General features: G+C 65.2%; 18 protein-coding genes and 2 tRNA genes. 11 read left to right on the top strand and 9 right to left on the bottom strand.

Features of this window, described 5'->3' with window-relative positions; genetic code table 11:
- Positions 1 to 3 precede the first annotated feature (3 nt).
- From yidD to rpmH, 3 genes are read right to left on the bottom strand one after another with little or no spacing between them, the layout of a single operon-like run.
- Positions 4 to 417, bottom strand: a complete 414-nt coding sequence (gene yidD / locus BLT68_RS08780; RefSeq protein ID WP_083332408.1) for a membrane protein insertion efficiency factor YidD — start codon at positions 415 to 417, stop codon at positions 4 to 6.
- Positions 414 to 767, bottom strand: coding sequence for a ribonuclease P protein component (gene rnpA, locus BLT68_RS08775; RefSeq protein WP_050695505.1), 354 nt, complete (start codon positions 765 to 767; stop codon positions 414 to 416). The genes yidD and rnpA overlap by 4 nt, the downstream gene beginning before the upstream one ends.
- A 9-nt stretch (positions 768 to 776) precedes the next feature.
- A complete protein-coding gene (gene rpmH / locus BLT68_RS08770) occupies positions 777 to 917 on the bottom strand; it encodes a 50S ribosomal protein L34 (RefSeq protein ID WP_009212821.1) in 141 nt (46 codons plus the stop codon).
- A 445-nt stretch (positions 918 to 1,362) separates the two neighbouring features.
- Here rpmH and dnaA point away from each other — a divergent pair, with 445 nt between their 5' ends.
- From dnaA to BLT68_RS08725, 8 genes are all read left to right on the top strand, one after another.
- Positions 1,363 to 2,805 carry a chromosomal replication initiator protein DnaA gene (gene dnaA, locus BLT68_RS08765; RefSeq protein ID WP_074633719.1) on the top strand — a complete coding sequence of 481 codons (1,443 nt, stop codon included), beginning with the start codon at positions 1,363 to 1,365 and terminating at the stop codon, positions 2,803 to 2,805.
- A gap of 399 nt (positions 2,806 to 3,204) precedes the next feature.
- Positions 3,205 to 4,341: a DNA polymerase III subunit beta gene (dnaN, locus tag BLT68_RS08760; protein WP_050695503.1), complete on the top strand. Its 1,137-nt coding sequence runs from the start codon at positions 3,205 to 3,207 to the stop codon at positions 4,339 to 4,341.
- Position 4,342: 1 nt separating this feature from the next.
- Entirely contained in the window at positions 4,343 to 5,539 is a 1,197-nt protein-coding gene (gene recF / locus BLT68_RS08755) for a DNA replication/repair protein RecF (protein WP_074633717.1), read from the top strand.
- The gene (locus tag BLT68_RS08750) at positions 5,532 to 6,326 is read left to right on the top strand and encodes a DciA family protein (protein WP_074633715.1); all 795 of its coding nucleotides are present in this window, start codon (positions 5,532 to 5,534) and stop codon (positions 6,324 to 6,326) included. The genes recF and BLT68_RS08750 overlap by 8 nt, the downstream gene beginning before the upstream one ends.
- Positions 6,327 to 6,431: 105 nt before the next feature.
- Positions 6,432 to 7,340 carry a DUF5067 domain-containing protein gene (locus BLT68_RS09040; protein ID WP_082175934.1) on the top strand — a complete coding sequence of 303 codons (909 nt, stop codon included), beginning with the start codon at positions 6,432 to 6,434 and terminating at the stop codon, positions 7,338 to 7,340.
- 288 nt (positions 7,341 to 7,628) lie between these two features.
- The gene (gene gyrB, locus BLT68_RS08735) at positions 7,629 to 9,653 is read left to right on the top strand and encodes a DNA topoisomerase (ATP-hydrolyzing) subunit B (protein ID WP_070778466.1); all 2,025 of its coding nucleotides are present in this window, start codon (positions 7,629 to 7,631) and stop codon (positions 9,651 to 9,653) included.
- 75 nt (positions 9,654 to 9,728) lie between these two features.
- Complete coding sequence (gyrA, locus tag BLT68_RS08730) at positions 9,729 to 12,329, top strand: DNA gyrase subunit A (protein WP_050695498.1); 2,601 nt, start codon at positions 9,729 to 9,731, stop codon at positions 12,327 to 12,329.
- A 126-nt stretch (positions 12,330 to 12,455) separates the two neighbouring features.
- On the top strand, positions 12,456 to 12,848 hold the full coding sequence (locus BLT68_RS08725; RefSeq protein WP_050695497.1) for a DUF3566 domain-containing protein: 393 nt from the start codon (positions 12,456 to 12,458) through the stop codon (positions 12,846 to 12,848).
- Positions 12,849 to 12,931: 83 nt separating this feature from the next.
- Here BLT68_RS08725 and BLT68_RS08720 read toward each other — a convergent pair whose 3' ends face one another.
- Complete coding sequence (locus BLT68_RS08720; RefSeq protein WP_074633714.1) at positions 12,932 to 13,813, bottom strand: Mbeg1-like protein; 882 nt, start codon at positions 13,811 to 13,813, stop codon at positions 12,932 to 12,934.
- Between the two features lie 120 nt (positions 13,814 to 13,933).
- Here BLT68_RS08720 and BLT68_RS08715 point away from each other — a divergent pair.
- From BLT68_RS08715 to BLT68_RS08710, 3 genes are all read left to right on the top strand, one after another.
- Positions 13,934 to 14,010 (top strand) — tRNA-Ile (locus BLT68_RS08715).
- A 30-nt stretch (positions 14,011 to 14,040) separates the two neighbouring features.
- Entirely contained in the window at positions 14,041 to 14,175 is a 135-nt protein-coding gene (locus tag BLT68_RS09460) for a DLW-39 family protein (protein ID WP_216745995.1), read from the top strand.
- Positions 14,176 to 14,185: 10 nt separating this feature from the next.
- Positions 14,186 to 14,258 (top strand) — tRNA-Ala (locus BLT68_RS08710).
- A gap of 641 nt (positions 14,259 to 14,899) precedes the next feature.
- Here the strand turns inward: BLT68_RS08710 and BLT68_RS08705 are convergent.
- From BLT68_RS08705 to BLT68_RS08685, 5 genes are read right to left on the bottom strand one after another with little or no spacing between them, the layout of a single operon-like run.
- The gene (locus tag BLT68_RS08705) at positions 14,900 to 15,541 is read right to left on the bottom strand and encodes a phosphatase PAP2 family protein (RefSeq protein WP_050695495.1); all 642 of its coding nucleotides are present in this window, start codon (positions 15,539 to 15,541) and stop codon (positions 14,900 to 14,902) included.
- Positions 15,542 to 15,562: 21 nt separating this feature from the next.
- Positions 15,563 to 15,997 carry a YchJ family protein gene (locus BLT68_RS08700; protein WP_050695494.1) on the bottom strand — a complete coding sequence of 145 codons (435 nt, stop codon included), beginning with the start codon at positions 15,995 to 15,997 and terminating at the stop codon, positions 15,563 to 15,565.
- Complete coding sequence (gene trxB / locus BLT68_RS08695) at positions 15,994 to 17,031, bottom strand: thioredoxin-disulfide reductase (RefSeq protein ID WP_074633712.1); 1,038 nt, start codon at positions 17,029 to 17,031, stop codon at positions 15,994 to 15,996. Before trxB ends, BLT68_RS08700 begins: the two co-directional genes overlap by 4 nt.
- An 18-nt stretch (positions 17,032 to 17,049) precedes the next feature.
- Positions 17,050 to 20,007 (bottom strand): murein biosynthesis integral membrane protein MurJ, encoded by a 2,958-nt coding sequence (gene murJ, locus BLT68_RS08690; protein ID WP_074633711.1) that lies wholly within the window; start codon positions 20,005 to 20,007, stop codon positions 17,050 to 17,052.
- Positions 20,004 to 22,310: a DUF6049 family protein gene (locus tag BLT68_RS08685; RefSeq protein WP_242649307.1), complete on the bottom strand. Its 2,307-nt coding sequence runs from the start codon at positions 22,308 to 22,310 to the stop codon at positions 20,004 to 20,006. Before BLT68_RS08685 ends, murJ begins: the two co-directional genes overlap by 4 nt.
- Between the last annotated feature and the right edge of the window lie 5 nt (positions 22,311 to 22,315).

Below are 22,315 nucleotides of genomic sequence, written 5' to 3'. Positions count from 1 at the left end.
GAACTATTCGCTTTCGCCGTGGCGCTTTTGCGCCGCTGTTTCATTATTCCTCAGTGGTCCGAGGCCCTGGTCGGTTCCTCGGTCATCGTCTATGGGGTCGAGTCCCATCGGGGCTGGACGAACCCAGTTGTCGTGCCCGGCCCAGTCCTCGGGCGGGACCCAGGGGTCCGGCTTCCACCTCCCACGCCGGGGCACGTGGTCTACCCCTCCCAGGCTCCAGGGGTTGCACCGCAGGAGCCGCCAGGATGAAAGTATCAGTCCCTTGATCGGTCCGTGGGTGCGGATGGCCTGGAGCGCGTAGGTGGAGCAGCTGGGGGCGTAACGACACCTGGGGCCAAAAGCCGGTGAGATGAAGCGTTGGTAGACGAGGATAGGCGCTGAGACTATCGCGCCAAAGGCGCGGCTCACGGCGCTCATCGCGCATCCCATTTGCGCCACGCTCGCCTCATCACGCGGTCCAGGTGGGAACCGAGTTCCTTCGAGGGGACTCCCAGGGCCTGGGAGGAAGCCCTCACGACGACCCTGCATCCTTCGGGCAGGTCCTCGATCCGACCCCGCATGAGGTTCCGCAGCTGCCGCTTGACGCGGTTGCGTCCGCTGGCGCGCTTAATCTCCCGCTTAGGTACGACGAAACCGACGAGGCGGCTGTTGCGCTCCTCGTCGGCTCGGACGTGGACGACAACCAGCGGATCCCCTGCGCGCGCTCCGTGCCGGATCGCGGCGATAAAGTCCGCTGGGTCAACCATGCGGTGCGCGCGCGGCAGCACCGGGGTGTCTCAGGCGGACAGCTTGGCGCGGCCCTTGCGACGGCGGGCAGCCAGAATGGCGCGGCCGGCGCGGGTCGACATGCGCAGGCGGAAACCGTGCGTCTTGGAACGACGACGGTTGTTGGGCTGGTAGGTCCGCTTGGTGGTCACGGCGATTCTCCTCGGCTCAGTGGTCTCCCACTCGTTTTCGGTTCGGCTGCCCGCCCACGAGGGGCGGCAGCTGGGGACGCACGCCCAAAATGGGCGCAAACAAAAACCAAGATTAAGCGGATCCGGGCAGCTAGTCAACGCGGCAACGTTACGCACCGCGTCACACACAGCATCCACAGCTGTGCAAATCGCTGTGGATCACCATCGTCCACAGTTCGTGGATGAGGGGGTTTATCCACAGGCCATATTCACTTTTCGTTTCCGCACGCTGACGCGGACCCAAAGATGTAACTACAAAACTGTGATTCCATGAAGGTTCTCCACAGCTTCATCCCCAGTCTGTGCATAACACTGTACGCGGGCTACACTGCGGAGGTACGCATCGGTCACGTACGGAACAGAAACGTCGTGACCTAACTCACCGATTAGTTGTCCGGAGGTCGCCGTGGAGTCGGATTCCCTCACACGCGCGTGGGCTGCCGCCCTCGCCGCAGTCCCCACCGACGAGCTGGGTCCCGTCGCCGCTTCCATGCTGCGTTCCGCACGGCCCCTCGGTGACATCGAGGGCACCATCCTCCTGGCTGTTCCCAACGGATTCACGAAACAGTGGATCGAAGACAAGGCACAGTCCAAGCTCACGACCGCGCTCTCTGTAAACCTGGGCCGAACGGTACGAATCGCCATCACCGTCGACCCCTCGCTGGAGGTCGTCACCGACGAGGAGGAGCCGCCCCCAGCCAAGGCCTCGCCCAAGCCGCAAAGGGAAGCGATGCAACCGCCGACGCCAAAGCGGGAGGATCACTCCCCCGCCCTGGTCACCTCGCCCACGGACTCGGGACCAACCCACCTGAACCCAAAGTTCACCTTCGATACTTTCGTGATCGGCCCGTCCAACCGTTTCGCGCACGCCGCCGCCCTGGCAGCCTCGGAAACGCCCGGCATCGCGTTCAACCCCCTGTTCATCTACGGCGACTCGGGGCTGGGCAAGACTCACCTGCTGCAGGCCATCGGCCACAACGCGCTGTCGATGATGCCCCACCTGAAGGTCCGCTACGTCAACTCCGAAGAGTTCACGAACGAGTTCATCAACGCGATCCGCCTCAACAAGACCGACAACTCACAGGTTGAGGCCTTTCACCGACGCTATCGCGAGCTCGACATCCTGCTCATCGACGACATCCAATTCATCGGCGACAAGGAACAGACGGTCGAGGGTTTCTTTCACACATTCAACGCGCTGCACAGCGCCAACAAGCAGATCGTCCTGACCTCCGACCTGCCGCCCGCCCAGCTCAGGGGCTTCGAGGACCGCATGCGGTCACGGTTCTCCTCCGGTCTGCTCGTGGACGTGCAGCCGCCGGACCTGGAGACGCGCATCGCGATCCTGCACAAGAAGGCGGACGCGGAAGGCCTGGAGGTGACGCCCGAAGTCTTTGAATACGTGGCCTCGCGCATCTCCTCCAACATCCGCGAACTGGAGGGCGCACTCGTGCGCATCGGGGCGTGGGCTTCCCTGTATCAGGAGCGCATCGACCTGAACCTGGCGCAGATGATGCTCAAAGACTTCGTATCCAACCCCGACGACAACGAGATCACGGTCAGCCTCATCATGAGCCAGTGCGCCGTCTACTTCGGCGTAACGATCGATCAGATGGGTTCCTCGGAACGCAGCCACAACGTGGTCGAGGCCCGCCAAATCGCCATGTACCTGTGCCGCGAACTCACTGACCTGTCGCTGCCGAAAATCGGACAGGCCTTCGGCCGAGACCACACGACGGTCATGCACGCGAACAAGAAAATCTCGAAGCTGATGAAGGAGAAGCGCGAGACCTTCAACCATGTGTCGGAGCTTACAAACCGCATTAAGCAAAAGGCCCGGGAATCGTGAAATCCCAGGGGGCACACACGAAAGTCGACGCCCGCGCCACATTCACAGGAGCTGTGAAAATCTGGTGGACGAGGGCCGGGTGCCTGTGGAGAAGCGGACACTCGGTGTGGATCTCAAAAAATTGTCGTTTCGTCTATCCACATGAGTACGTGAGAGATCCACATCCGCATCCCGGGATTACAACACAGTAATTTCCGCGATTTTTCGCCGAAAAGGACAGTTTTCCACAGAACTAACAGCCCTTATGATGGAGGGCTAGTTCAAAGACATTGAATTTTCACAGGCCACCGTACAGTAGCCTCGGGCTCAGGTGTGGCCCGCCAGGCCGTGATCGCGCCCCGCATCGGTGCACATATGGGTAAAGTAGTCCTCGATCCGTTTTGTGTTTTGGAGGCAGCTATGAAGTTCACCGTCGCCCGCGATGTTCTGGCCGAAGCCGTTTCGTGGACCGCCCGCGCACTCCCCGTGCGCCCGGCGTCGCCGATCTTGGCAGGCGTGCGCATCAAGGCCGAAGGTGACGAGTTAACGCTGTCCTCGTTCGACTACGAGGTGTCCGCGAACTCCCACATTCCCGCGACTGTCGACCAGGCCGGCGAGGTGCTGGTGTCCGGTCGCCTCTTGGCCGACATCTCAAAGTCCCTGCCCGCTAAGCCTGTATCCGTCGAGTTGGACGGTCAGAAGGTCACCCTCGTGTGCGGGTCCTCCCACTTCACATTGGCCGTCATGCCCCTCGACGAATACCCGCTGCTTCCCGCACAGCCGCAGGTAATCGGCGCCATCGACTCCGCCACGCTCTCTCAGGCCGTTTCGCAGGTTTCGATCGCCGCCTCGCGCGACGATACGCTGCCTTTGCTGACGGGGGTTCGCATCGAGATCAACGGCCCCGCTATCACCCTGTTGGCCACCGATCGCTACCGTCTGGCCATGCGCGAGCTCGACTGGGAGCCCACCGACACCTCGATCGAGGAAGTCGCGCTGGTTAAAGCGCGCATCCTCCAGGACGTCGCCAAGTCCATGACCTCCGGCGCGAAGGTCGAGGTCGGCCTGTCTGGCGAAACCCAGCCCGGATCATCATCGCTGATCGGATTTGCCGCCGCGGGACGCCGCACCACCTCGACCCTGATGGACGGCGACTACCCCGCGGTGCGTCGCCTCTTTCCCGAATCGACGCCGATCCAGGCCGTCGTCGACCGCCACGCCCTGCTGGAGGCCGTCAAGCGCATGTCCCTGGTTGCCGAGCGCAAAACTTCTGTTCGGCTGGCCTTCACCGCCGGCCAGCTGGTTCTCGAGGCCGGACAGGGCGACAACGCCCAGGCCTCCGAGGCCATCGAGGCAACCCTGCACGGCGACGATATTTCGACCGCGTTCAACCCGCAGTTCCTCATCGACGGCCTGCAGGTCTTGGACACCGACTTCGTTCGCTTCGGCTTCACCCATTCCACGAAGCCGGCCGTCATCACCGGCCAGAGGAAAGCCGACGAGGGCGAGGTCACGCAGTTCCGCTATCTGCTGATGCCCATCCGCTTCGGCGTCTGACGTGCGCGTCTCCCACCTGGCTCTCGACGACTTCCGCTCGTGGAAGCACGGAGTTGTTGAGCTGCCCGCCGGAACCACGGTCCTGGTGGGCGCGAACGGGCAGGGTAAGACGAACGTCGTCGAGGCGCTGGCCTACCTGTCCACGTTCTCGTCGCACAGGGTGGGCGCGGAGACCGCGCTCGTGCGCGTCCCCACCGACGAGGCCGATGCAGTCCCGGGCGGGGCCGTCATCCGCGCGCGTGTCGTGGCCTCGGGCCGCGAGCAGGTGGTCGAGCTCGAAATCGTGCGCGGAAAAGCGAACAGGGCACGCATCAACAGGGCCCAGGTGAAACCCCGCGACATCCTGGGAATCGTGCGCACGGTCGTCTTTGCCCCTGAGGACCTGTCGCTCGTGCGCTCCGATCCCTCCGTGAGGCGCGCTTTCCTGGACGATCTGGCCACCCAGCTGCGCCCCATGCACGCCTCCGTGCGCTCGGATTTTGATCGCGTCGCCCGCCAACGGGCAGCTCTCATGAAGAGCGCGCAGGGAGCGGTGCGCAGGGGGAAAGTCCCCGACCTGTCGACTCTTCACGTGTGGGACTGCCAGTTTGCCGCGCTATCCGCCCGGATCACAGCGACCAGGGCCGCCATCGTGAGCGACCTTAAGGCGTTGGCCGCTCGCTCCTACGACGACGTGGCCGACTCTCCCCGACACCTGCAACTGGTCTTCGATGCCTCCGTCGACCGTGTGATCGGCACGGATCCGGGCAATCTTGCCAGCGCAGACCTGAGTGACGTGGATGCGCAGACCGATCGGATGCTCGCAGCCCTGGCCCACGTGCGCGAAAAGGAAACAGAACGCGGCGTCAACCTGGTGGGGGCGCACCGCGACGACCTCGTCCTCAGTCTGGGATCTATGCCCGTCAAGGGCTACGCCTCCCACGGCGAATCCTGGTCCGTCGCACTCGCCCTGCGTTTGGGCGCCTTCGAGTTGCTCACCGACGGCGAAGAAACCCCCATTCTCATCCTCGACGACGTTTTCGCCGAACTCGATTCTTCGCGGCGCGCCGGCCTGGCCGCCCTGGCCTCGAAAGCGGAGCAGATCATCGTCACCTGCGCCGTCGCTGCGGACCTGCCCCCCACGCTGGACCACCACACCCTGCATGTGCGTCTCGATCCTGATCGGGGAACGATCATCGAAGGGGCTGAACATGGCTGACAGCGCACATCTTTCCGACGCCTCGGCGCGCGCGAACGATCCCGGCATCGTGACACAGGCCGATGACGCCGACGAATTCGTCGTCCGCGCCCTCGAACGAGCTCAACGAGTCGCGCGAGGTCACGGCTATACGCGATCCACCCTGCCATCCTGGGGGCTTAACGAAACGCGGCCTCGCCGTACCCTCGACGGATCCAGCGAATACGCCGCCATCGAAACCGACGGACTGGGCCGTCTGGGCGACGAAGATGGAGCGGCGGCGCGCGCGACCGCCCGAGCCGCCGCGTACGGGCACGCGGGCCGCCTCGGATCAACGCCCCCATCCCCCGACGAGGATCCCGAAGGCGACCTTGATGCGCTGCGCCGAGCGCTGGCCACCACCGGCGCGTCGTGGAGCCGTTCACCCGGCCTGGCCGCCATGCGCCCGCGCTACAGGCGGGCGAACTCCCTGGGCGCCATCCTGGCCAAAACCATCAGCTCGCGTGCCTGGGATACCCCCACCAAAATGGGGTCCATCATGGCTCAGTGGAGGACCATCGTTGGACCCCAAGTTGCTGACCACGCCCGCATAGAAACTTTCGAAGGACACCGACTGATCGTGCGCACCGACTCCACCGCTTGGGCGAAGCAGCTCCAGCTTCTGCTGCCCACGATCGAGAGGCGCATCGTCGAGGAAGTCGGCCCCGGCGTGGTCGAACAGGTCATCATCCGCGGTCCCGTCGCCCCCTCCTGGAGGAAAGGCCCGTACGTGGTGCGCGGACGCGGACCACGGGCCGACTACGGATAGGACGCTCGGGTAAGAGTACCCCCGATGAGCCCCCTGCGGTGCGACGGAGTTTGCTACGCTGATGCCTGTTGGCCCGCTCTTTTTGGGGCCTGTTGAGGAGAAAAAATGAGCAATCCATACGCGCCGCAAGATGGTAAAGGCTGGGGTGGTTATCCGCAGGGGCAGCAAGGTTATGGGCCTGATCCCTACGGCGGGCAGGGCCAGCAGGCCGGATACGGAGGCTACCAGCCAGGTTACGGTCAGCCGGGTGGCTACGCCCCCGGGCAGTACCAGGGGGAGCCTCAGGCGGGTTATCCGCAGGGCCAGCAGGGTTATGGGCCTGATCCCTACGGCGGACAGGCGCCGGGCGGTTTTCCGCAGGGCTACGGTCAGCCAGGTGGTTTTCCCCAGGGCGCTCCCCCGCAGAAAGGTAAGTCGAAAGCCCCTTTGATCATCGGCATCGTTGCCGGTCTCGTCGTCTTTGCCATTGTCGTTGGCGGGGTCGTGTGGGCCATGTCGGGTTCCGGATCGTCGGATCCGAATGCCGGTTCCTCACCGAATGCCGGTTCCTCACCGAGTGCCGACTCCTCGCCGGGTGCCGATTCCTCCGCACCCGCGAACGGAAACGGAGGCTCCTCGGGGGCGCTCCACAGCCAGCAGGTTTATGGCTCAAACGTCACCTTTGACATCGTCAGCATCGAGAGTGGCCCGCAGGACGATAACAAAGATGAGACTATCCGGGTCGTCTATCGCGTGCACAATAACGAGAAAGAGACGATACCGACCCTTGAGTACGTGAAGCCCTACCAGAACGGGGAGAGCCTCGAGCATGCCAGCTACCTGTTCGTGTCCGCGCCCAAAGACTACGAGCTGGTTCCGGGCTTGGAGGATGTACAACCGGGGAAGTCCGGCGAACTCGTTGCCTATTACAAAGCCCCTAAGAAGAACACTCCGGTTGAGTTCCGTGACATGAGCTGGATGGTTCTCGAAGCGAAGGGACAGAAGATGGAGTATTGGACGTGGCAGCCGAAGTGATTCGGTGAAGGGTTCGCCGGGGCGTCCGCGCAGGCGATCCGCAAAATGGTGCCGATGGGCACGCGTGGCGCCTTTTGCCTGAGCACGATGGGTCGCCCTCCTCATGGAGGGCGACCCTGTTCGTTCCCACCGTCACAATTGAAATGTGACTGGTCACAGTGGGTTTTTCGTTGAAATCACACAGTTTGTAAAGTAACCCTCCGCGCCTGTCAATCCGGGGTAGAACCGCCATTTTTGATAGAATCTGCAAGGTTAAACATGATTTTCGCGCAATGCGAGGGGAGCCACGTGGCTGACAACGAGAAGAACGCCGAAGGCAAACAGACCTACGGCGCATCGGACATCACTGTCCTCGAGGGCCTGGAAGCCGTGCGTAAACGCCCGGGCATGTACATCGGATCCACCGGCGAGCGCGGCCTGCACCACCTGGTGTACGAGGTCGTCGACAACTCCGTTGACGAGGCCCTGGCAGGCTACGCGGACCATATCGAGGTCACGATCCAGGCCGACGGCGGCATCAAGGTCGTCGACAACGGCCGAGGCATCCCCGTCGATGAACACCCCACGGAACACAAACCCACGGTCGAAGTCGTCATGACGATCCTGCACGCCGGCGGCAAGTTCGGCGGCGGCGGATACGCCGTCTCCGGCGGCCTGCACGGCGTCGGCATCTCCGTCGTCAATGCGCTCTCCACCCGCGTGAACACGGAAATCCGCCGCCAGGGTTACGTGTGGCGCATGTCGTTCGCAAACGGCGGCACCCCTATCACCGAGCTCGTTCGCGGCGAAAAAACCGACGAGACGGGCACCACCCAGGTGTTCTACCCGGATCCCACGATCTTTGAAACCGTCGAATTCGACTTCGAGACCCTGCGCCAGCGTTTCCAGCAGATGGCCTTCCTCAACAAGGGCCTGCGCATCACCCTGACCGACGAACGCGAGTTCGCGACCGACGAGGGCGACGAGATCGCCGGCAAAGAGGCGGCCTCGGACAGGGAAACGAAGGGGCATCGCACGGTCTCCTACCGCTACGAACACGGCCTGCGCGACTACGTGGAATACCTGGATTCGGCCAAGAAGACCGACACGATCAATAAAGAGGTCATCGACTTTGAGGCCGAGAACGACGAGGACACCATGAGCGTCGAGATCGCCATGCAGTGGACCAGCGCCTACTCCTCCTCGGTCCACACCTTCGCCAACACGATCAACACGACCGAGGGCGGCATGCACGAGGAGGGCTTCCGCACGGCGCTGACCTCCCTGGTCAACCGCTACGGCCGCGACAAGGGGATCATCCGCGACAAGGACGATAACCTCACGGGCGACGACGTGCGCGAAGGCCTGACCGCCGTCATCTCGATCAAGCTCACCGAACCCCAGTTCGAAGGACAAACCAAGACCAAGCTCGGCAACACTGAGGCGCGCACCTTCGTGGCACAGCAGGTCTACTCCAAGCTCACCGATTGGTTTGACGCGCACCCCGCCGACGCGAAGGCCATCATCGCCAAGGGACAGGCTGCCCAGGCCGCGCGCGTCGCCGCACGCAAGGCACGTGAGGCCACGAGGCGTAAGGGTGTCCTCGAATCCGCCTCCATGCCCGGCAAGCTGCGCGATTGCTCGTCCCGCACCCCCTCTGAGTGCGAGATCTTCATCGTCGAGGGTGACTCCGCGGGCGGCTCCGCGGTCGGTGGCCGCGACCCCGAACACCAGGCGATCCTGCCGATCCGAGGCAAGATCCTCAACGTTGAAAAGGCGCGCCTGGATCGAGCCCTGTCCTCCGACACGATCCGCTCCCTCATCACTGCCTTCGGCACGGGCATCGGTGAGGATTTCGACATCTCCAAACTGCGCTACGGCAAGATTGTCATCATGGCGGACGCCGATGTCGACGGCCAGCACATCGCGACCCTGTTGCTGACCCTGCTGTTCCGCTACATGCGGCCCCTCATCGAAGGCGGCCACACCTTCATCGCGATGCCCCCGCTGTACCGCATCAAGTGGACCAACGCCGAGCACCAGTTCGCTTACTCCGATCGGGAACGCGACGAATTGCTCGCGGCAGGCGCGGCGGCAAACCACCGCCTGCCCAAGGAGGGCGCCATCCAGCGCTACAAAGGCCTCGGCGAAATGAACGATCATGAACTATGGGAAACCACCATGGATCCCGACCATCGGATCCTCAAGCAGGTCACCCTGGACGAGGCCGCGGACGCCGACGAAACCTTCACCATCCTCATGGGCGACGACGTTGACAGGCGCCGCACGTTTATCCAGCGCAACGCCACCGACGTGCGCTTCCTCGACATCTGAGAGAACCACCACCGGCCCGCGGCTGCAAGCCCCCGCCGCGGGCCGTGATCAAGCAGGAACAACGTAAGGAAAAAAGTGAGCGACGAGCAGATTACGGACGCGCGACACATCTCGGAGACCGAGCGCATCCGACAGGTCGACCTGCAAAAAGAAATGCAGCGCTCCTATCTCGACTACGCCATGAGCGTCATCGTCGGACGCGCCCTGCCGGACGTGCGCGATGGCCTCAAGCCCGTCCACCGCCGCGTCCTGTACGCCATGTATGACGGCGGATACCGGCCCACCTCCTCCTTCTCCAAGTCCTCCCGCGTCGTCGGTGAGGTCATGGGCAACTACCATCCGCACGGCGACGCGGCGATCTACGACGCCCTGGCGCGCCTGGTGCAGCCCTGGTCGATGCGCTACCCGCTGGTGGCCGGGCAGGGTAACTTCGGAACCCCGGGCAACCTGGGTCCCGCCGCCCCCCGTTACACGGAATGCAAGATGGCGCCCCTGGCCATGGAAATGGTTCGCGATATCGACGAAGAATGCGTCGACTTCCAGGACAACTACGACGGACGTAACAAGGAACCCACCATCCTGCCCGCCCGCTTCCCGAACCTTTTGGCCAACGGCTCCGAAGGTATCGCCGTCGGCATGGCCACGCGCATCCCGCCGCACAACCTGCGCGAGGTCGCGCGCGGCGTCGAATGGGCGCTCGCCCATCCCGAGGCCACCCGCGAAGAGCTGCTCGAAGCGCTTTTGACCATCATCCCCGGACCCGACTTCCCCACCGGCGCCACCATCCTGGGCCGTAAGGGCATCGAGGACGCCTACCGCACGGGCCGCGGCTCCATCACGCAGCGCGCGGTCGTGAACGTAGAGGAGATCCAGGGACGCCAGTGCCTGGTCGTCACCGAACTGCCCTACCAGGTCAACCCCGACAACCTGGCCGACAAGATCGCCCAGCTGGTGCGCGACGGACAGATCAGCGGCATCGCCGACATCCGCGACGAAACCTCGGGCCGCACCGGCCAGCGCCTGGTCATCGTCCTCAAGCGTGACGCCGTCGCAAAGGTCGTTCTCAACAACCTGTACAAGCGCACTCCCCTGCAGGAAAATTTCTCCGCGAACATGCTGGCCCTGGTCGACGGCGTGCCCCGCACCCTCTCGATCGACGGATTCATCCGCCACTGGATCACCCACCAGATCGACGTCATCGTGCGCCGCACGCGATTCCGCCTGCGCAAGGCCCTTGAGCGCCTGCACATCCTGGAGGGCTACCTGAAAGCACTCGACGCCCTGGACGATGTCATCGCCCTCATCCGTCGCTCCCCCACCGTCGACGAGGCCCGCGCCGGGCTGATCGACCTGCTCGACGTCGACACTGTCCAGGCCGACGCGATCCTGGCCCTCCAGCTGCGCCGCCTGGCCGCCCTGGAGCGCCAAAAGATCATGGACGAGCACGCCGAGCTCAAAGCCCGCGTGGACGACCTCAATGACATCCTGGGCACCCCCGAGCGCCAGCGGGCGATCATCTCGGAGGAGCTCACCGAGATCGTCGACAAGTTCGGCGACGAGCGCCGTACCCGCATCCTGCCCTTCGATGGGGACATGTCGATGGAGGACCTGATTCCCGAAGAGGACGTCGTGGTCACCATCACACGCGACGGGTTTGCCAAGCGGACACGCACGGACAACTACCGCTCGCAAAAGCGCGGCGGCAAGGGCGTGCGCGGCACCCAGCTGCGGGGCGACGACGTGGTGGAACATTTCTTCGTCACCACCACGCATCACTGGCTGCTGTTCTTTACCAACCTGGGGCGCGTCTACCGCGCGAAGGCCTACGAGATACCCGAGGGCGGCCGCGACGCCAAGGGGCAGCACGTCGCGAACCTGCTGGCCTTCCAGCCCGACGAACACATCGCACAGGTCCTGGCAATCCGCACCTATGAGGACGCCGACTACCTGGTCCTGGCCACCAAGCGGGGCCTCGTGAAGAAGACCCCCCTCAGCCTGTACAACTCGCCCCGATCCGGCGGTATCATCGCCATCAACCTGCGCGAAGACGAGGAAGGAAAATCCGACGAGCTGGTGTCCGCGCAGGTCGTCATGGCCGACGAGGACCTGATCCTGGTGTCGCGCGACGGCCAGGCTGTGCGCTTCACGGCCACCGATGACCAACTCCGCGCGATGGGACGGTCCACCTCCGGCGTGCGCGGCATGAAGTTCCGCGGCGACGACGAGCTGCTGTCCATGGAGGTGCCCCACGAGGACACGGATCTGTTGATCGTCACGGAAACCGGCTACGCCAAGCGCACCCCCGTCGAGGAATACCCGACCAAGTCGCGCGGCACGCTCGGCGTGCGAGTCGGCAAGCTCGTCGACGAGCGCGGCGGGCTGGTCGGAGCCCTCGTCGTGCGGCCCGACGAGGACGTCATGGTCATCACGGAGTCCGGCAAGCTCGTCCAGGTCAACGCCTCCGACGTGAGGCCCACCGCCCGTAACACCATGGGCGTCATCTTCGCCCGACCGGACGACGGGGACCGCATCATCGCGATCACCCGCAGCTCCGATTCTGCGGGTGATGAAGATGACGAGGACGCGACCGCCGAGGAGGCCGGTCTGGCCGACGCCGCTAAAGACGAGGCGGCGGATGCCGACGGCGGCAACGCCCCCGAAGAGTCCCGCGAGTGACGCGAAATCGCGGGGCAAGGGGCCGCCTCATCCCGTGATCAAGCTACCAAAGCGGCGCGGATCCAGCACCGGGGCCGGGCGATGCGGTAGCCTGGCAAGTAGAAAGTGTGACCTGGAAGGAAACCCATGAGCGACCACGTCTCGAGTGCCCGCAGCGACGCTCCCCGTCGAGTTGACCTGGCGATCGCGCGTATTGACGCGTGGACCGTCATGAAAGTGTCGTTCCTGCTGTCCGTCGCCCTGGGCATCGCCACGGTCGTCGCCACGGTCGTCCTGTGGCTCATGGTGGACGCCATGCACGTGTTCAGTCAGCTCGAGGAGTTCTTACAGACCGTGGGCGCCGGCCGCTACGTGGAGCTGCTGGACTACGCGCGCCTGCCGCGCGTCACCTCCTATGCGACGATCGTCGCGGTCATCAATGTCGTGCTGCTGACCGCCCTGTCGACGCTGGGAGCCATGTTGTACAACGTCGTCGCCTCACTGGTGGGTGGCATCAAGGTGTCCCTCATGGACGAATGAGGAAACGCGCCTGGGGGTCGGCTTGCAGCCGGCCCCTTTTGCTGTGCCCGGAATCGCGCCGGTCGCACCGGTTGTGCGGGACGTCAGCGTGGCTCGTTGATGCGCGTTGGACGCACCCTGAGCGCCAGGTGGAGAACCCGGGCGAGCAACGCGCCCGAGCGCGACCGGTCACGGGAGTCGCGCCGCAGCTGCGGGCCCTGCGTCAGCCACGCATAGGGGTTGTGGCTGAGCGGACCGGGCCAGGAGGAATCCACGACCGTCGTGGGCACCGGCAGGGGCAGGAGCGGACTGACCCAGGAGCCCGCGGTGACGTAGGCGCTCGTTAACGCCGCGATCCCCGAGAACAATCCGGAGTCGACGACCTGCGCGGGAAATCCCACCGGGTCACAGGCGTACACGTGCTCAAGAGAGCCGGGGGTGGCGGCAGCGGCAGCATAGAGCGCCAAGTTACCGCCCTTTGAGTGTCCCAACACCGAGACCGGTCCGCTGGCGTGCTCGGCCGCAAATCTCAGGTATCGCGCCGCCCACCGCTGAGAATCCGTCGGGAAGTCCAGGCCGAAACGCGCGTCCTCCGCGAATCCGACCGAGCTCGCGTCCGTCCCGCGGAAGACCACGTAGGCGGCGCCGGAACCGTCGACGAAGGTCGCGGCACCGAACTGAGCGAGCGGGCGGGAAACCAGGCGGGTGACCGCGTGGCGCACCAGCAGGTCGCGAAAGCGCGGGCTGGCACCGACGGCCTCCAGGAGGGGGCGGTCGCGGTGCGTGACCATGGCGTGGCGGTACAGGGCCCGTATGGACGAGGCCCGGGCAACCTCGCGCAGTGCGCACCCTCGGGCAGACCGGGGGCCTGGCAGCGCGTGGAAATCCACGTTGACCAGCGCGCAGAGCGCCAGGGCGTCGGCAGGCGTCAGGTCGGCGCGAAGCGGCGCCACCGCGCCTTGAACGTAGTCGATGATTGTGGTCACGACGCTTCCTTCTCTCACCGCGCCATCGCGACATCGTCGTGTTGGACGTCACCAACGCTCAGTTTTGCTGGATGCCTCTGTGCTGTGTACTATATCCGAGTGTCCGAAAGGGCGCCGGTTGGGCCTATAGCTCAGTAGGTTAGAGCGCAGTCCTGATAAGACTGAGGTCGGTGGTTCGAGCCCACCTAGGCCCACCATCCGCAGGAGAGTGAAAGCGGAGGATCACCGTGAAAAAGTGGGTCACATGCTGTGTGGTAGTCGGATCTGCCGTGGCCGTTGGCGTCGTCGTCCGACAGATTCTGGTCGATCTATCCGATAACGCCAACCTGTGGAAGTCCGTAACGGACACCGTGGAGGAATGAAATCCCCGATGGGGCTATGGCGCAATTGGTAGCGCACCTGCTTTGCAAGCAGGGGGTTACGGGTTCGAGTCCCGTTAGCTCCACCCGCGACCCGCAACCGACAGGTTGCGGGTCTTTTGTGCACCCGCTTTTCTGTTAGGTGGTTGCTGAACCCGCGGTCTTAACCCGCGGGGGTGCGCGTAAGCGGGTTGACGGGCGTGACATTTATGGACCCCGCTGACCTGCCGGATGAGGCCGGCCCCGGGCGTCCCGGACTCGATAGGACGCGCCCCCCAACACTCACCACATAATCCCGCCCGAAGGAACCAGGCAACCACTGCACCGCAACCCCTGGGACCAAACCCCAGCCGCACATCCTGCCCGATAACCCAATCCCGGGCGGTAACGCCGAGGCCATCGCCCGATGTGCCAAACCGGGCGTCGTCAACCGGGCGGTCATTCCCGTGGGGTCAGTGCCCACATTGAGCGCATGTGTAAGACCGGGAACACTGCCGAGTTTCCCCCACTATTCGTTCACAACGTTGTCCACAGTTGTGGATAAACCGTGTGGAGCAAGTCTGACACAACTGGTCAGTGATGCAAAATCTGACCCGATATCGAAGGTCTGTCAGGCATTGACCGCGATAGACACTTCTCGGTGATGCCTGGCAGAGGCGGTAATCGCCTATACACAGGCGCCCGGGGCAAAGAGCCCCGGGCGCCCCAGTAAGCAATGTCCGCGGCCCTAGCGGGCCTTTTTCAGCGCGGAGGATCCCAGCATGAAGGGGGACAGAATCATCGACGAACCCAGGCCCACGCCGAAGCCTCCGAGAACGTCCGTCACCCAGTGCACGCCCAGATACAGGCGCGTCACGCAGATGAATGCGATGAACACCAGGGCCGCAACCCACAGCAGATGGCGGATGCGGCGGCCGAGGCGCGTCATCGTCAGGACCAGAACGAGCGAAATCACCAGCGCCGTCACCGAGGTCGCGTGTCCCGAGGGGAAGGAATAGGAGTCCTCGGTGATCACACGGAAGGCCTCGTCAGGCCGGGGACGCGCGTCGATGTGCTTAATGAGGTAGCCATTGACCCCGGATAGGGCGACGGAGCACAGGATGTACAGGGCGTGCATGACCTTCTTGATCAGCCACCACACCGCCGCCGCCACTGCGAACGCCAGGGCGACCGCGCGCTTTGGGTCGAACAGCCAGGATGCCCCCGCCATGAACGAGTTCATCGCGGGGGTGCGAGAGGCGATGAAATCGGACCATACCGCGGTGTCGACGGGCAGCGGATTCTTTATGAATCCGCCGACGACGGCGACTGCCAGGACAATGATGGCCCCGGCGATGACAGGGGGCGACAGAAGGCGACGAACAATCATAGGGAAAATCCTACCGTAGTGTCAGTCGTTTGCGCCGCAGTCGTACACCCACCTGCCCGCGCGACGGCTAAACCGCGATCGCTCCCGCATGCTCCCGGTTTCGCCCGTACGCTGGTCCCTCCAGGAGGCCACGAACGTGACGGTTCCCTCCTCGTCGTCGATCCCTCCGGCCTCGGCCCCGAGGATGCGCAATCCCGTCCACCGCGTGCCCTCCACCCAGTACGGCGGGGCAGGGCGAGTGCGCGGATGCCACGTGCGAAACAGGTAGTCCTCGTCCCGCAGGGCATAGGCCGTGTAGCGCGACCGCATGAGGGCCTCGGCTGTGGGGGTCGCGTCGCCGTCCAGATAGCGCCCGCAGCACTGCGACAGGCGCAGCCCGGACCCGCACGGGCAGGTGCCAGGCCGTGAGGCGTTCGCGCCCAGACTCCCCGCGGGAACGGTGGGGGAGCGGCTCACGCCTGGTCGCCCAGGGACGCGAGCCAGCGCTCCGCGTCCAGCGCCGCGCGGCAACCGGAACCGGCAGCCGTGATGGCCTGACGGTACGTGCGATCCACGGCGTCACCGCACGCGAACACGCCCTCGACCGACGTGCGAGTCGACGGCTCTTCGACCGTGATATACCCGGCCGCGTCCAGGGCGACCTGGCCGCCCAGGAATCCCGTGCGGGGCAGGTGGCCGATCGCCACGAATACGCCGTCCACGTCGATGTCTCGGATCGATCCATCGACGGTGGAGGCCAGGCGCAACCCGGTGACGGCCTGGTCGCCCAGGACCTCGCTGACGGTCGCGTTCCACTCGAAGGAGATCTTTGGGTTGTTCAGCGCGCGCTCGGCCATCGTGCGGGATGCGCGCAGTGCGTCGCGACGGTGTACCACGACGACCTCGGAAGCAAAGTTCGTCAGGAACGTGGCCTCCTCCATGGCGGAGTCGCCGCCACCGATGACGGCCAGGCGGCGATCCTTGAAGAAAAAGCCGTCGCAGGTGGCGCAGTAAGACACGCCGCGTCCGGAGAACTCCTGTTCGCCCGGAACGTCCATGTGGCGATACTCCGAGCCGGTAGCCAAGATGACGGCGCGCGCGTAAAAGACCTGGTCCTCGGTCGCGACCGCCTTGACGGGGCCCTCCAGGTTGACGGCGAGAACGTCCTCGTAACGCACGTGAGCGCCGAACTTTTCGGCCTGCGCACGCATATTGTCCATCAGCTCGGGACCCAAAATGCCCTCGGGGAATCCCGGGAAGTTCTCGACCTCGGTGGTGTTCATGAGAGCGCCGCCCGCCGCCAGCTGACCCGCCAGGACGAGCGGAGAAAGGCCCGCGCGCGCGGTGTAGACGGCCGCCGTGTAGCCGGCGGGACCCGACCCGACGATGATCACATCGTGGACGGTCGCCCCGTCGGGAACGTCGGTGGACGGGATCGACACCTGGGCGGCATCGGGGGTGGACTCAGTGGTTTCGGCCGACACCAGGCCGGGAATCGTCACGAAAGACATGCGTACCCTCCTTCAGGGTTATTGAACTGAAAGCTCGGAGATCCAGGCCCAGTTACGTCCGTCCTGACTTTTCGGCATCGATCGGAACTGCAGCGCAATCGAATCGGTCTCGACGGGCGTGGGCAACTGAATCTTCGTCGTCGGAGACAACGTCGAGGTGGCCAGTTCTGTTCCGCCTCGGGGGTTGCCGGGGTCCGTGACGTTGCGCACCACGATCTTGCCACCAGACGTGGCCGCGTCCATGTTGAGAGTCACCGAAGACACGGTAGCCTTCTGCTGCAGCTTGACGACGATCGTGACCGCAGTCTCATCGCGGAACTGATTCGTGTCGAACCAGCGCGAGCTCCACGACGTTGACGGGTTCGAGTCGATCATGTTGATCGCGCGGTCCGGGTGATCGCCGTCATCGTTGTTCCACGACAGGACCTGCACGGAGGAGATCACGGGGGTCACGGAATCCTCCGGCGGTGGCGTTGTCGTCAGGTTGGGCGCCGGCTCGTCCGATTGCCGCGTGGACGTACCCGCGCGCAGCGACTGTCCCAGATCCAGATCGGTGACCGGGCGCGTCGCCATCCACGGACCCCAGATGGCTCCGATGAGGAACAAGACGACGCCGAAAGTCAGCGCGGGACGCGTCGGGTCAATCAGTTTGCCGGAGCGTTCGGGGCTGCTCGCCTCAGCCTCCGACTCGGCCGTGATCGGCTCCGCGGGAACGGCGGGGATGGCTTCCATGACCTCGGTCGGATCCTCGACGGGCGGCGTGGGCACGGGAGCGGGTTCCACCGCCCGCACGCGGGGAATCTGGTGGGTCGACGGAGCGTTTTCCAAGGGTGCCGGGTGCGGGTAGTCCTCGGGTTTGACCTCGCCGGTACGCGCGTAACCGCCGCTGGCGCGCACGGCTGACGGGGGTGCCAACGGGAACGCGGTCGCCGGAACCTGGGCTGCATCTACCGGCGGAACACCAGCGGCATCTGCCGTCGAATCCACGGCTTCGACGCCGTATTCGGCCAGCGATTCGGGAATCTGTTGGGCGTAGCCGCCATCGTCCGGGGCAGCGCCGAGGGCCGCCTCGTCGGGCGCCGGGATCGGGGGGATGCCGGCCGCCTCAACGCCGGATGACGGGGGTGCGGGGACCGGCGGGGCTGGGCGCACCTGGTCGAACGACGGCAGGTTCGTTTCGTTACCGGTTCCTTCGGGCGCGGGAGCCATTGGTTCCTCCGTCTCGTCGGGTGCGCTTTCCGTCATTATCGCAGCTGGATCAAGGGTCGGCGATGAAGACGCCGCCAGGATGCTCACAACGGATGCAGGCACGCGCAGGCGCGTGAGCAGCGGCCGCATCATCGTGGCGGACTCGCGGGGGGCGGCGAAACGCAGGACCAGCAGGTATACCAGGGCGGTGATGGTCGAGATCACGGTGAGCTTGACGCCGGCCAGCAGCATGCGGGCCAGGGTCGATTCCACGTTCGTGTGAATCCCCATCAGCCACAGGGCGCCAAACCCGACGATTCCCGAGGCCACGGCGGCCGCCAGGTAGGAGACGTAGGAGCGCAGCAGGCCCGCGCGGTCGACGAAGCGGTTTTCGCGCGACACCCACACGACCGCGATGACGCCCTGCGTGAGGCGGCAAGCGGTTTCGCCCAGCGCGGCGGCGACGACCCACCAGCGCTCCCCGGTGAGGGCGTAGAGAGACCAGCCGACGATGACCTGGATGACGGTCGGGCCGATGCCCATGAGGAACACGGGCTTGACGTTTTCGTAGGCGAAAAAGACTCGCTGACTCATGAGGACCATGCCGGTCGAGGCGACGCCCGGCATGAGGGATGCGAGGACCAGGGCATAGGCGGTGACGGCCTGCGGGTCGCCGGCCTTTGCGGCCATCGCGATCTCCATCATGGGCACGGCACCGGCCATGAGGATCGCCGCGGCGATCAGGGTCAGCGACGTGATCGTGCGGACGCCCAGGTGGTAGCTGTCGGCCACGGCCCGGTCGTCCCCGTCGGCGACGGCACCGGCCATGCGGGTAAAGATCGCGGTCGTCAGCGACACGGTGATGAGGGACTGGGGGACCATGAAGATCATGAAGGCCGTCGAGTAGGCGAGGATGCCGACGACGCCGCTCTGGGCACCGTTGCGGCCGATAAAACCGTCCGCCATGGCCGCCAGGTTGTTCGTGGACAAGACGCCGACCTGGGAGACGCCCAGCGTCGCGAAGGTCCACCCCGCCACGCGCGGCATCGACCCAAAGGAGGTGCCCCGGAAATGGAAGTCCGGTTTGAAGGAGATTCCTGCGCGCCTCATGGGCCACAGGAGGCACACGGCCTGGCAGATGACGCCCAGCGTGGCCGAGCCCGCCAGGACCCAGAACTGTGCGCTCGTCACGTCGCCCGCGGGGATCCCGCCGAGGGGGGCACCGCCCCAGATCGCCAGGAAAACGCCGAGGCCGCCGATGCCCACGACGTTATTGATCACGGGAGCCCACATGTAGGGGCCAAAGATCTCGCGTGCGTTGAGCAGCTCGCCCAGCAGGTTATACAGCCCGTAAAAGAACAGCTGCGGCAAGCACAGGAGGGCGAAGAGGATTGCCAGGTTGCGGATGTCTTCGGTGTATCCCGCCGCCGTAATCATGACCAGCAGGGGTGCGAGCACCATCGTCACGAAGGTCACCAGGAACAGGACCGTTCCCGCCAGCGTCAGCAGGCGGTTGACGTAGGTGTCGCCGTCGCTGCGGCGTTTGATGGCGCCGACGATCTGCGGGACCAGCACAGCGTCGAAGATGCCCGAGGCCAGGAGGTTAAAGACGGTGTTGGGCAGCGTGTTGGCCGTCTGGAAGGCCGCGCCCACGCCGCCCGCGGTCGCGCCGACGGCGGCGATCAGCATTGCGTTGCGCACGAAGCCGAGGATGCGCGACACCATGGTTCCCGATGCCATGAGCGCCGACGCCCTCAGGATCGATCGGCGAGGCGATTGCGAGCTCATGGGGACTCCTTGTCGGTGGCGGTCTCTGATTCGGTGGGTTTGTTCTTGGCGGCGGGCGTTTCCTGCCTCGCCCGTACTCGTCGGGAGGCCCGATTGCGCAGCGAGCGCGTGATGCCGACCAGGAAGAGGAGCCCGAAGAGGGAGGCGATGACGGCGGTGATCGTGTCTTCCCACCCCGCTCGCATGCGCACGGTGACGGTCCGGGAGTCGTCGAGGACGACATGGTCGGGGGTGGTGACCTTGTAGGTGACCTTGATGTTGCCGCTGCCGATCGCCCCGACGGGAACCTCGACGGTGGTGGCGGCTTTCGCCGCGAGCACCTGGGACAGCGCCGGGGTCGCGCGCAGGCGCGGGTCGTCGGGCACGAGGGTGACGTCGACTCGGATCGGCCACGCGAGGTTGTTGCGCACCAGGACGGGGAAATTCGCGGACTTGTTGATGAGGTTGACGGCCGAGGAGGGTTCGACGCTCACGGAGGACAGGAGCTTCGTGACCTGGGATGTGAAACGCGTTGCCGCATCCAGTTGCCCACTGGGCGAGAGCTGGGCGGACAGGGAGGGCAGGATCTGGGGCGTGACGGACGCGTAGACGGCCTCGGGGTCGTTCGTTGCGTTGGCGAGCGGCGCGAGCTGGGTGAGGGAGGAGGCCATGGACGTGATGGCGGTTGACGTGTCGGTCTCGAGAGTTCCCCCTCCGACCGTCTGGCGTTCGACGTCCGTAGGTTCGCTGGCAGTGATGTCGGTGAAGGACACGGGGCTCACCCAGCGAGGCGATAAGAGCGCGTTCATGCGGCTGGTGAGCGGTTCGTTGATGGCGGTTCCGCGGCCGGCGGCGGCGAAGAGGGTGCGCGACGAGGACGGCCGCTCGCGCGCGATGATCGCCGTGATCGCGGTGAGGGCCTGCTCGGCGTCCAGCTGGTCGCCGCCGCTGGCGTTCCAGGACAGGATCGCCGCGATGTCGGCCTGCTGAGCGAGCGCGTGTGCCCCGGAGCCATCCGTCGTCGTTTCCCCGGTCTCGGTGTTGACGTTGACGCGCGCGAAGGACGTGAAAGGAACCTCGTCTGCGGGGGCGAGGGCCGATGCCGGGGCAATCGTGATCTGGTCTAAGGACGCGAAGTTCGTCAGTAAGGACGTGCCGAAGGTCGCGTCAGCCGACCATGCGACGTTGCGCAGGACCGTCGGACCCGAATCGGGCTTGCTCGTCACGGTGGCGCTCTGCCCGGCCCCGCTGGTCGTCGTGCCCGCTGCCGCGCTGGGCGAGGCGGAACTGGACGGTGAGGGGCTGGGCGTGGGAACTGGGGCCACCCAACCGGCTTCGCGCAAGGTGGATGGGAAGCGGTCAATGGAGCGCAATGCGCGGTCCCAGAAGTCGGAGTTGCTCGACAGGGCTATCGCGCCGAAGTCGGCGTCGCCCTCGGGGAGTGCGATGACCTCCGTCGCGGTGGACATGAAGGACGACACGAAGGCCTCGGCCTGCAAGTCGCGGGAGCGCTGGGCGGGGTCGGTCGACGTGGGCGCGGGCGTCGGGGTGGAGGACGGGCTGGGCGAGGCTGTGGGTGGGCCCGATTGCCCGGACTGGCCCTCAGATTGCCCGGACTGGCCCGACTGTTTCGCATCGGGGGAGGGGGACGGGCTGGGCGATGCCGTGGGCTGGGGACCGTGGGGGATCATCAGGGGATCGACAGCCAGCGTCACGCCGGACGTGCCGGCCAGATTCAGGACGGCGGAGCGTTCGGCCTGGTCCTGCTTGGCGCCCGTCGAGGTCCAGGGGACCACGGTGCTCACGCGGGAAGCGGACACCTGCGCGCCCGAGTCCCACACGATGATCGAGCGATCCTTACCGGAGTACTCGCCGGAAGAGGCAGTGACGGTGGCAACGCGCGGCCCCCACTCGTGCGCGTCGGACAGCGGCAGCGACGACGTAGGGATGCGGATCTCGAAGGAAACGGTGGCGCCCCTGGCGACGTTGGACAGCGAGGCCGACGCGACGTGCGTGGCATCCGGCTCGTCCTCGGTGAGCGCGTTTGTGAGCGCCGCGACCGAGATGGGCGTCTCGTTGGCCACGAAAGTTTCGAGAGACACGGACGCGAGCGTCGTCGGCGAAGTGTTTCGTACCGTGCCGGATATGACTACTTCACTCTCGTTTGTAATGATCCGTGGGGACAGGGAGTTAATCGAGACCGACAGCCCCGACTCGGTTGGAGCTGTTCCCATGACCGCCGGCCGGGAATCACCGGATTTCGGCTCTTGCGCGGGCAGCGGATCAGCCCCGGTCTGGTGGAATCCGAGACCGAAGGGAAGCATAATCG

The sequence above is a fragment of the Schaalia meyeri genome, from assembly GCF_900105015.1.
Classification (GTDB): Bacteria; Actinomycetota; Actinomycetes; order Actinomycetales; family Actinomycetaceae; genus Pauljensenia; species Pauljensenia meyeri.
This window is presented reverse-complemented; position numbering and strand designations above follow the sequence as displayed.

Bases quoted from the DNA above. Each gene is read 5' to 3' on its own strand.
- yidD (WP_083332408.1), bottom strand. From the start codon at position 417: ATGAGCGCCGTGAGCCGCGCCTTTGGCGCGATAGTCTCAGCGCCTATC.
- dnaN (WP_050695503.1), top strand. From the start codon at position 3,205: ATGAAGTTCACCGTCGCCCGCGATGTTCTGGCCGAAGCCGTTTCGTGG.
- BLT68_RS08750 (WP_074633715.1), top strand. From the start codon at position 5,532: ATGGCTGACAGCGCACATCTTTCCGACGCCTCGGCGCGCGCGAACGAT.
- BLT68_RS09040 (WP_082175934.1), top strand. From the start codon at position 6,432: ATGAGCAATCCATACGCGCCGCAAGATGGTAAAGGCTGGGGTGGTTAT.
- BLT68_RS08725 (WP_050695497.1), top strand. From the start codon at position 12,456: ATGAGCGACCACGTCTCGAGTGCCCGCAGCGACGCTCCCCGTCGAGTT.
- BLT68_RS08705 (WP_050695495.1), bottom strand. From the start codon at position 15,541: ATGATTGTTCGTCGCCTTCTGTCGCCCCCTGTCATCGCCGGGGCCATC.
- trxB (WP_074633712.1), bottom strand. From the start codon at position 17,031: ATGTCTTTCGTGACGATTCCCGGCCTGGTGTCGGCCGAAACCACTGAG.
- murJ (WP_074633711.1), bottom strand. From the start codon at position 20,007: ATGAGCTCGCAATCGCCTCGCCGATCGATCCTGAGGGCGTCGGCGCTC.
- BLT68_RS08685 (WP_242649307.1), bottom strand. From the start codon at position 22,310: ATGCTTCCCTTCGGTCTCGGATTCCACCAGACCGGGGCTGATCCGCTG.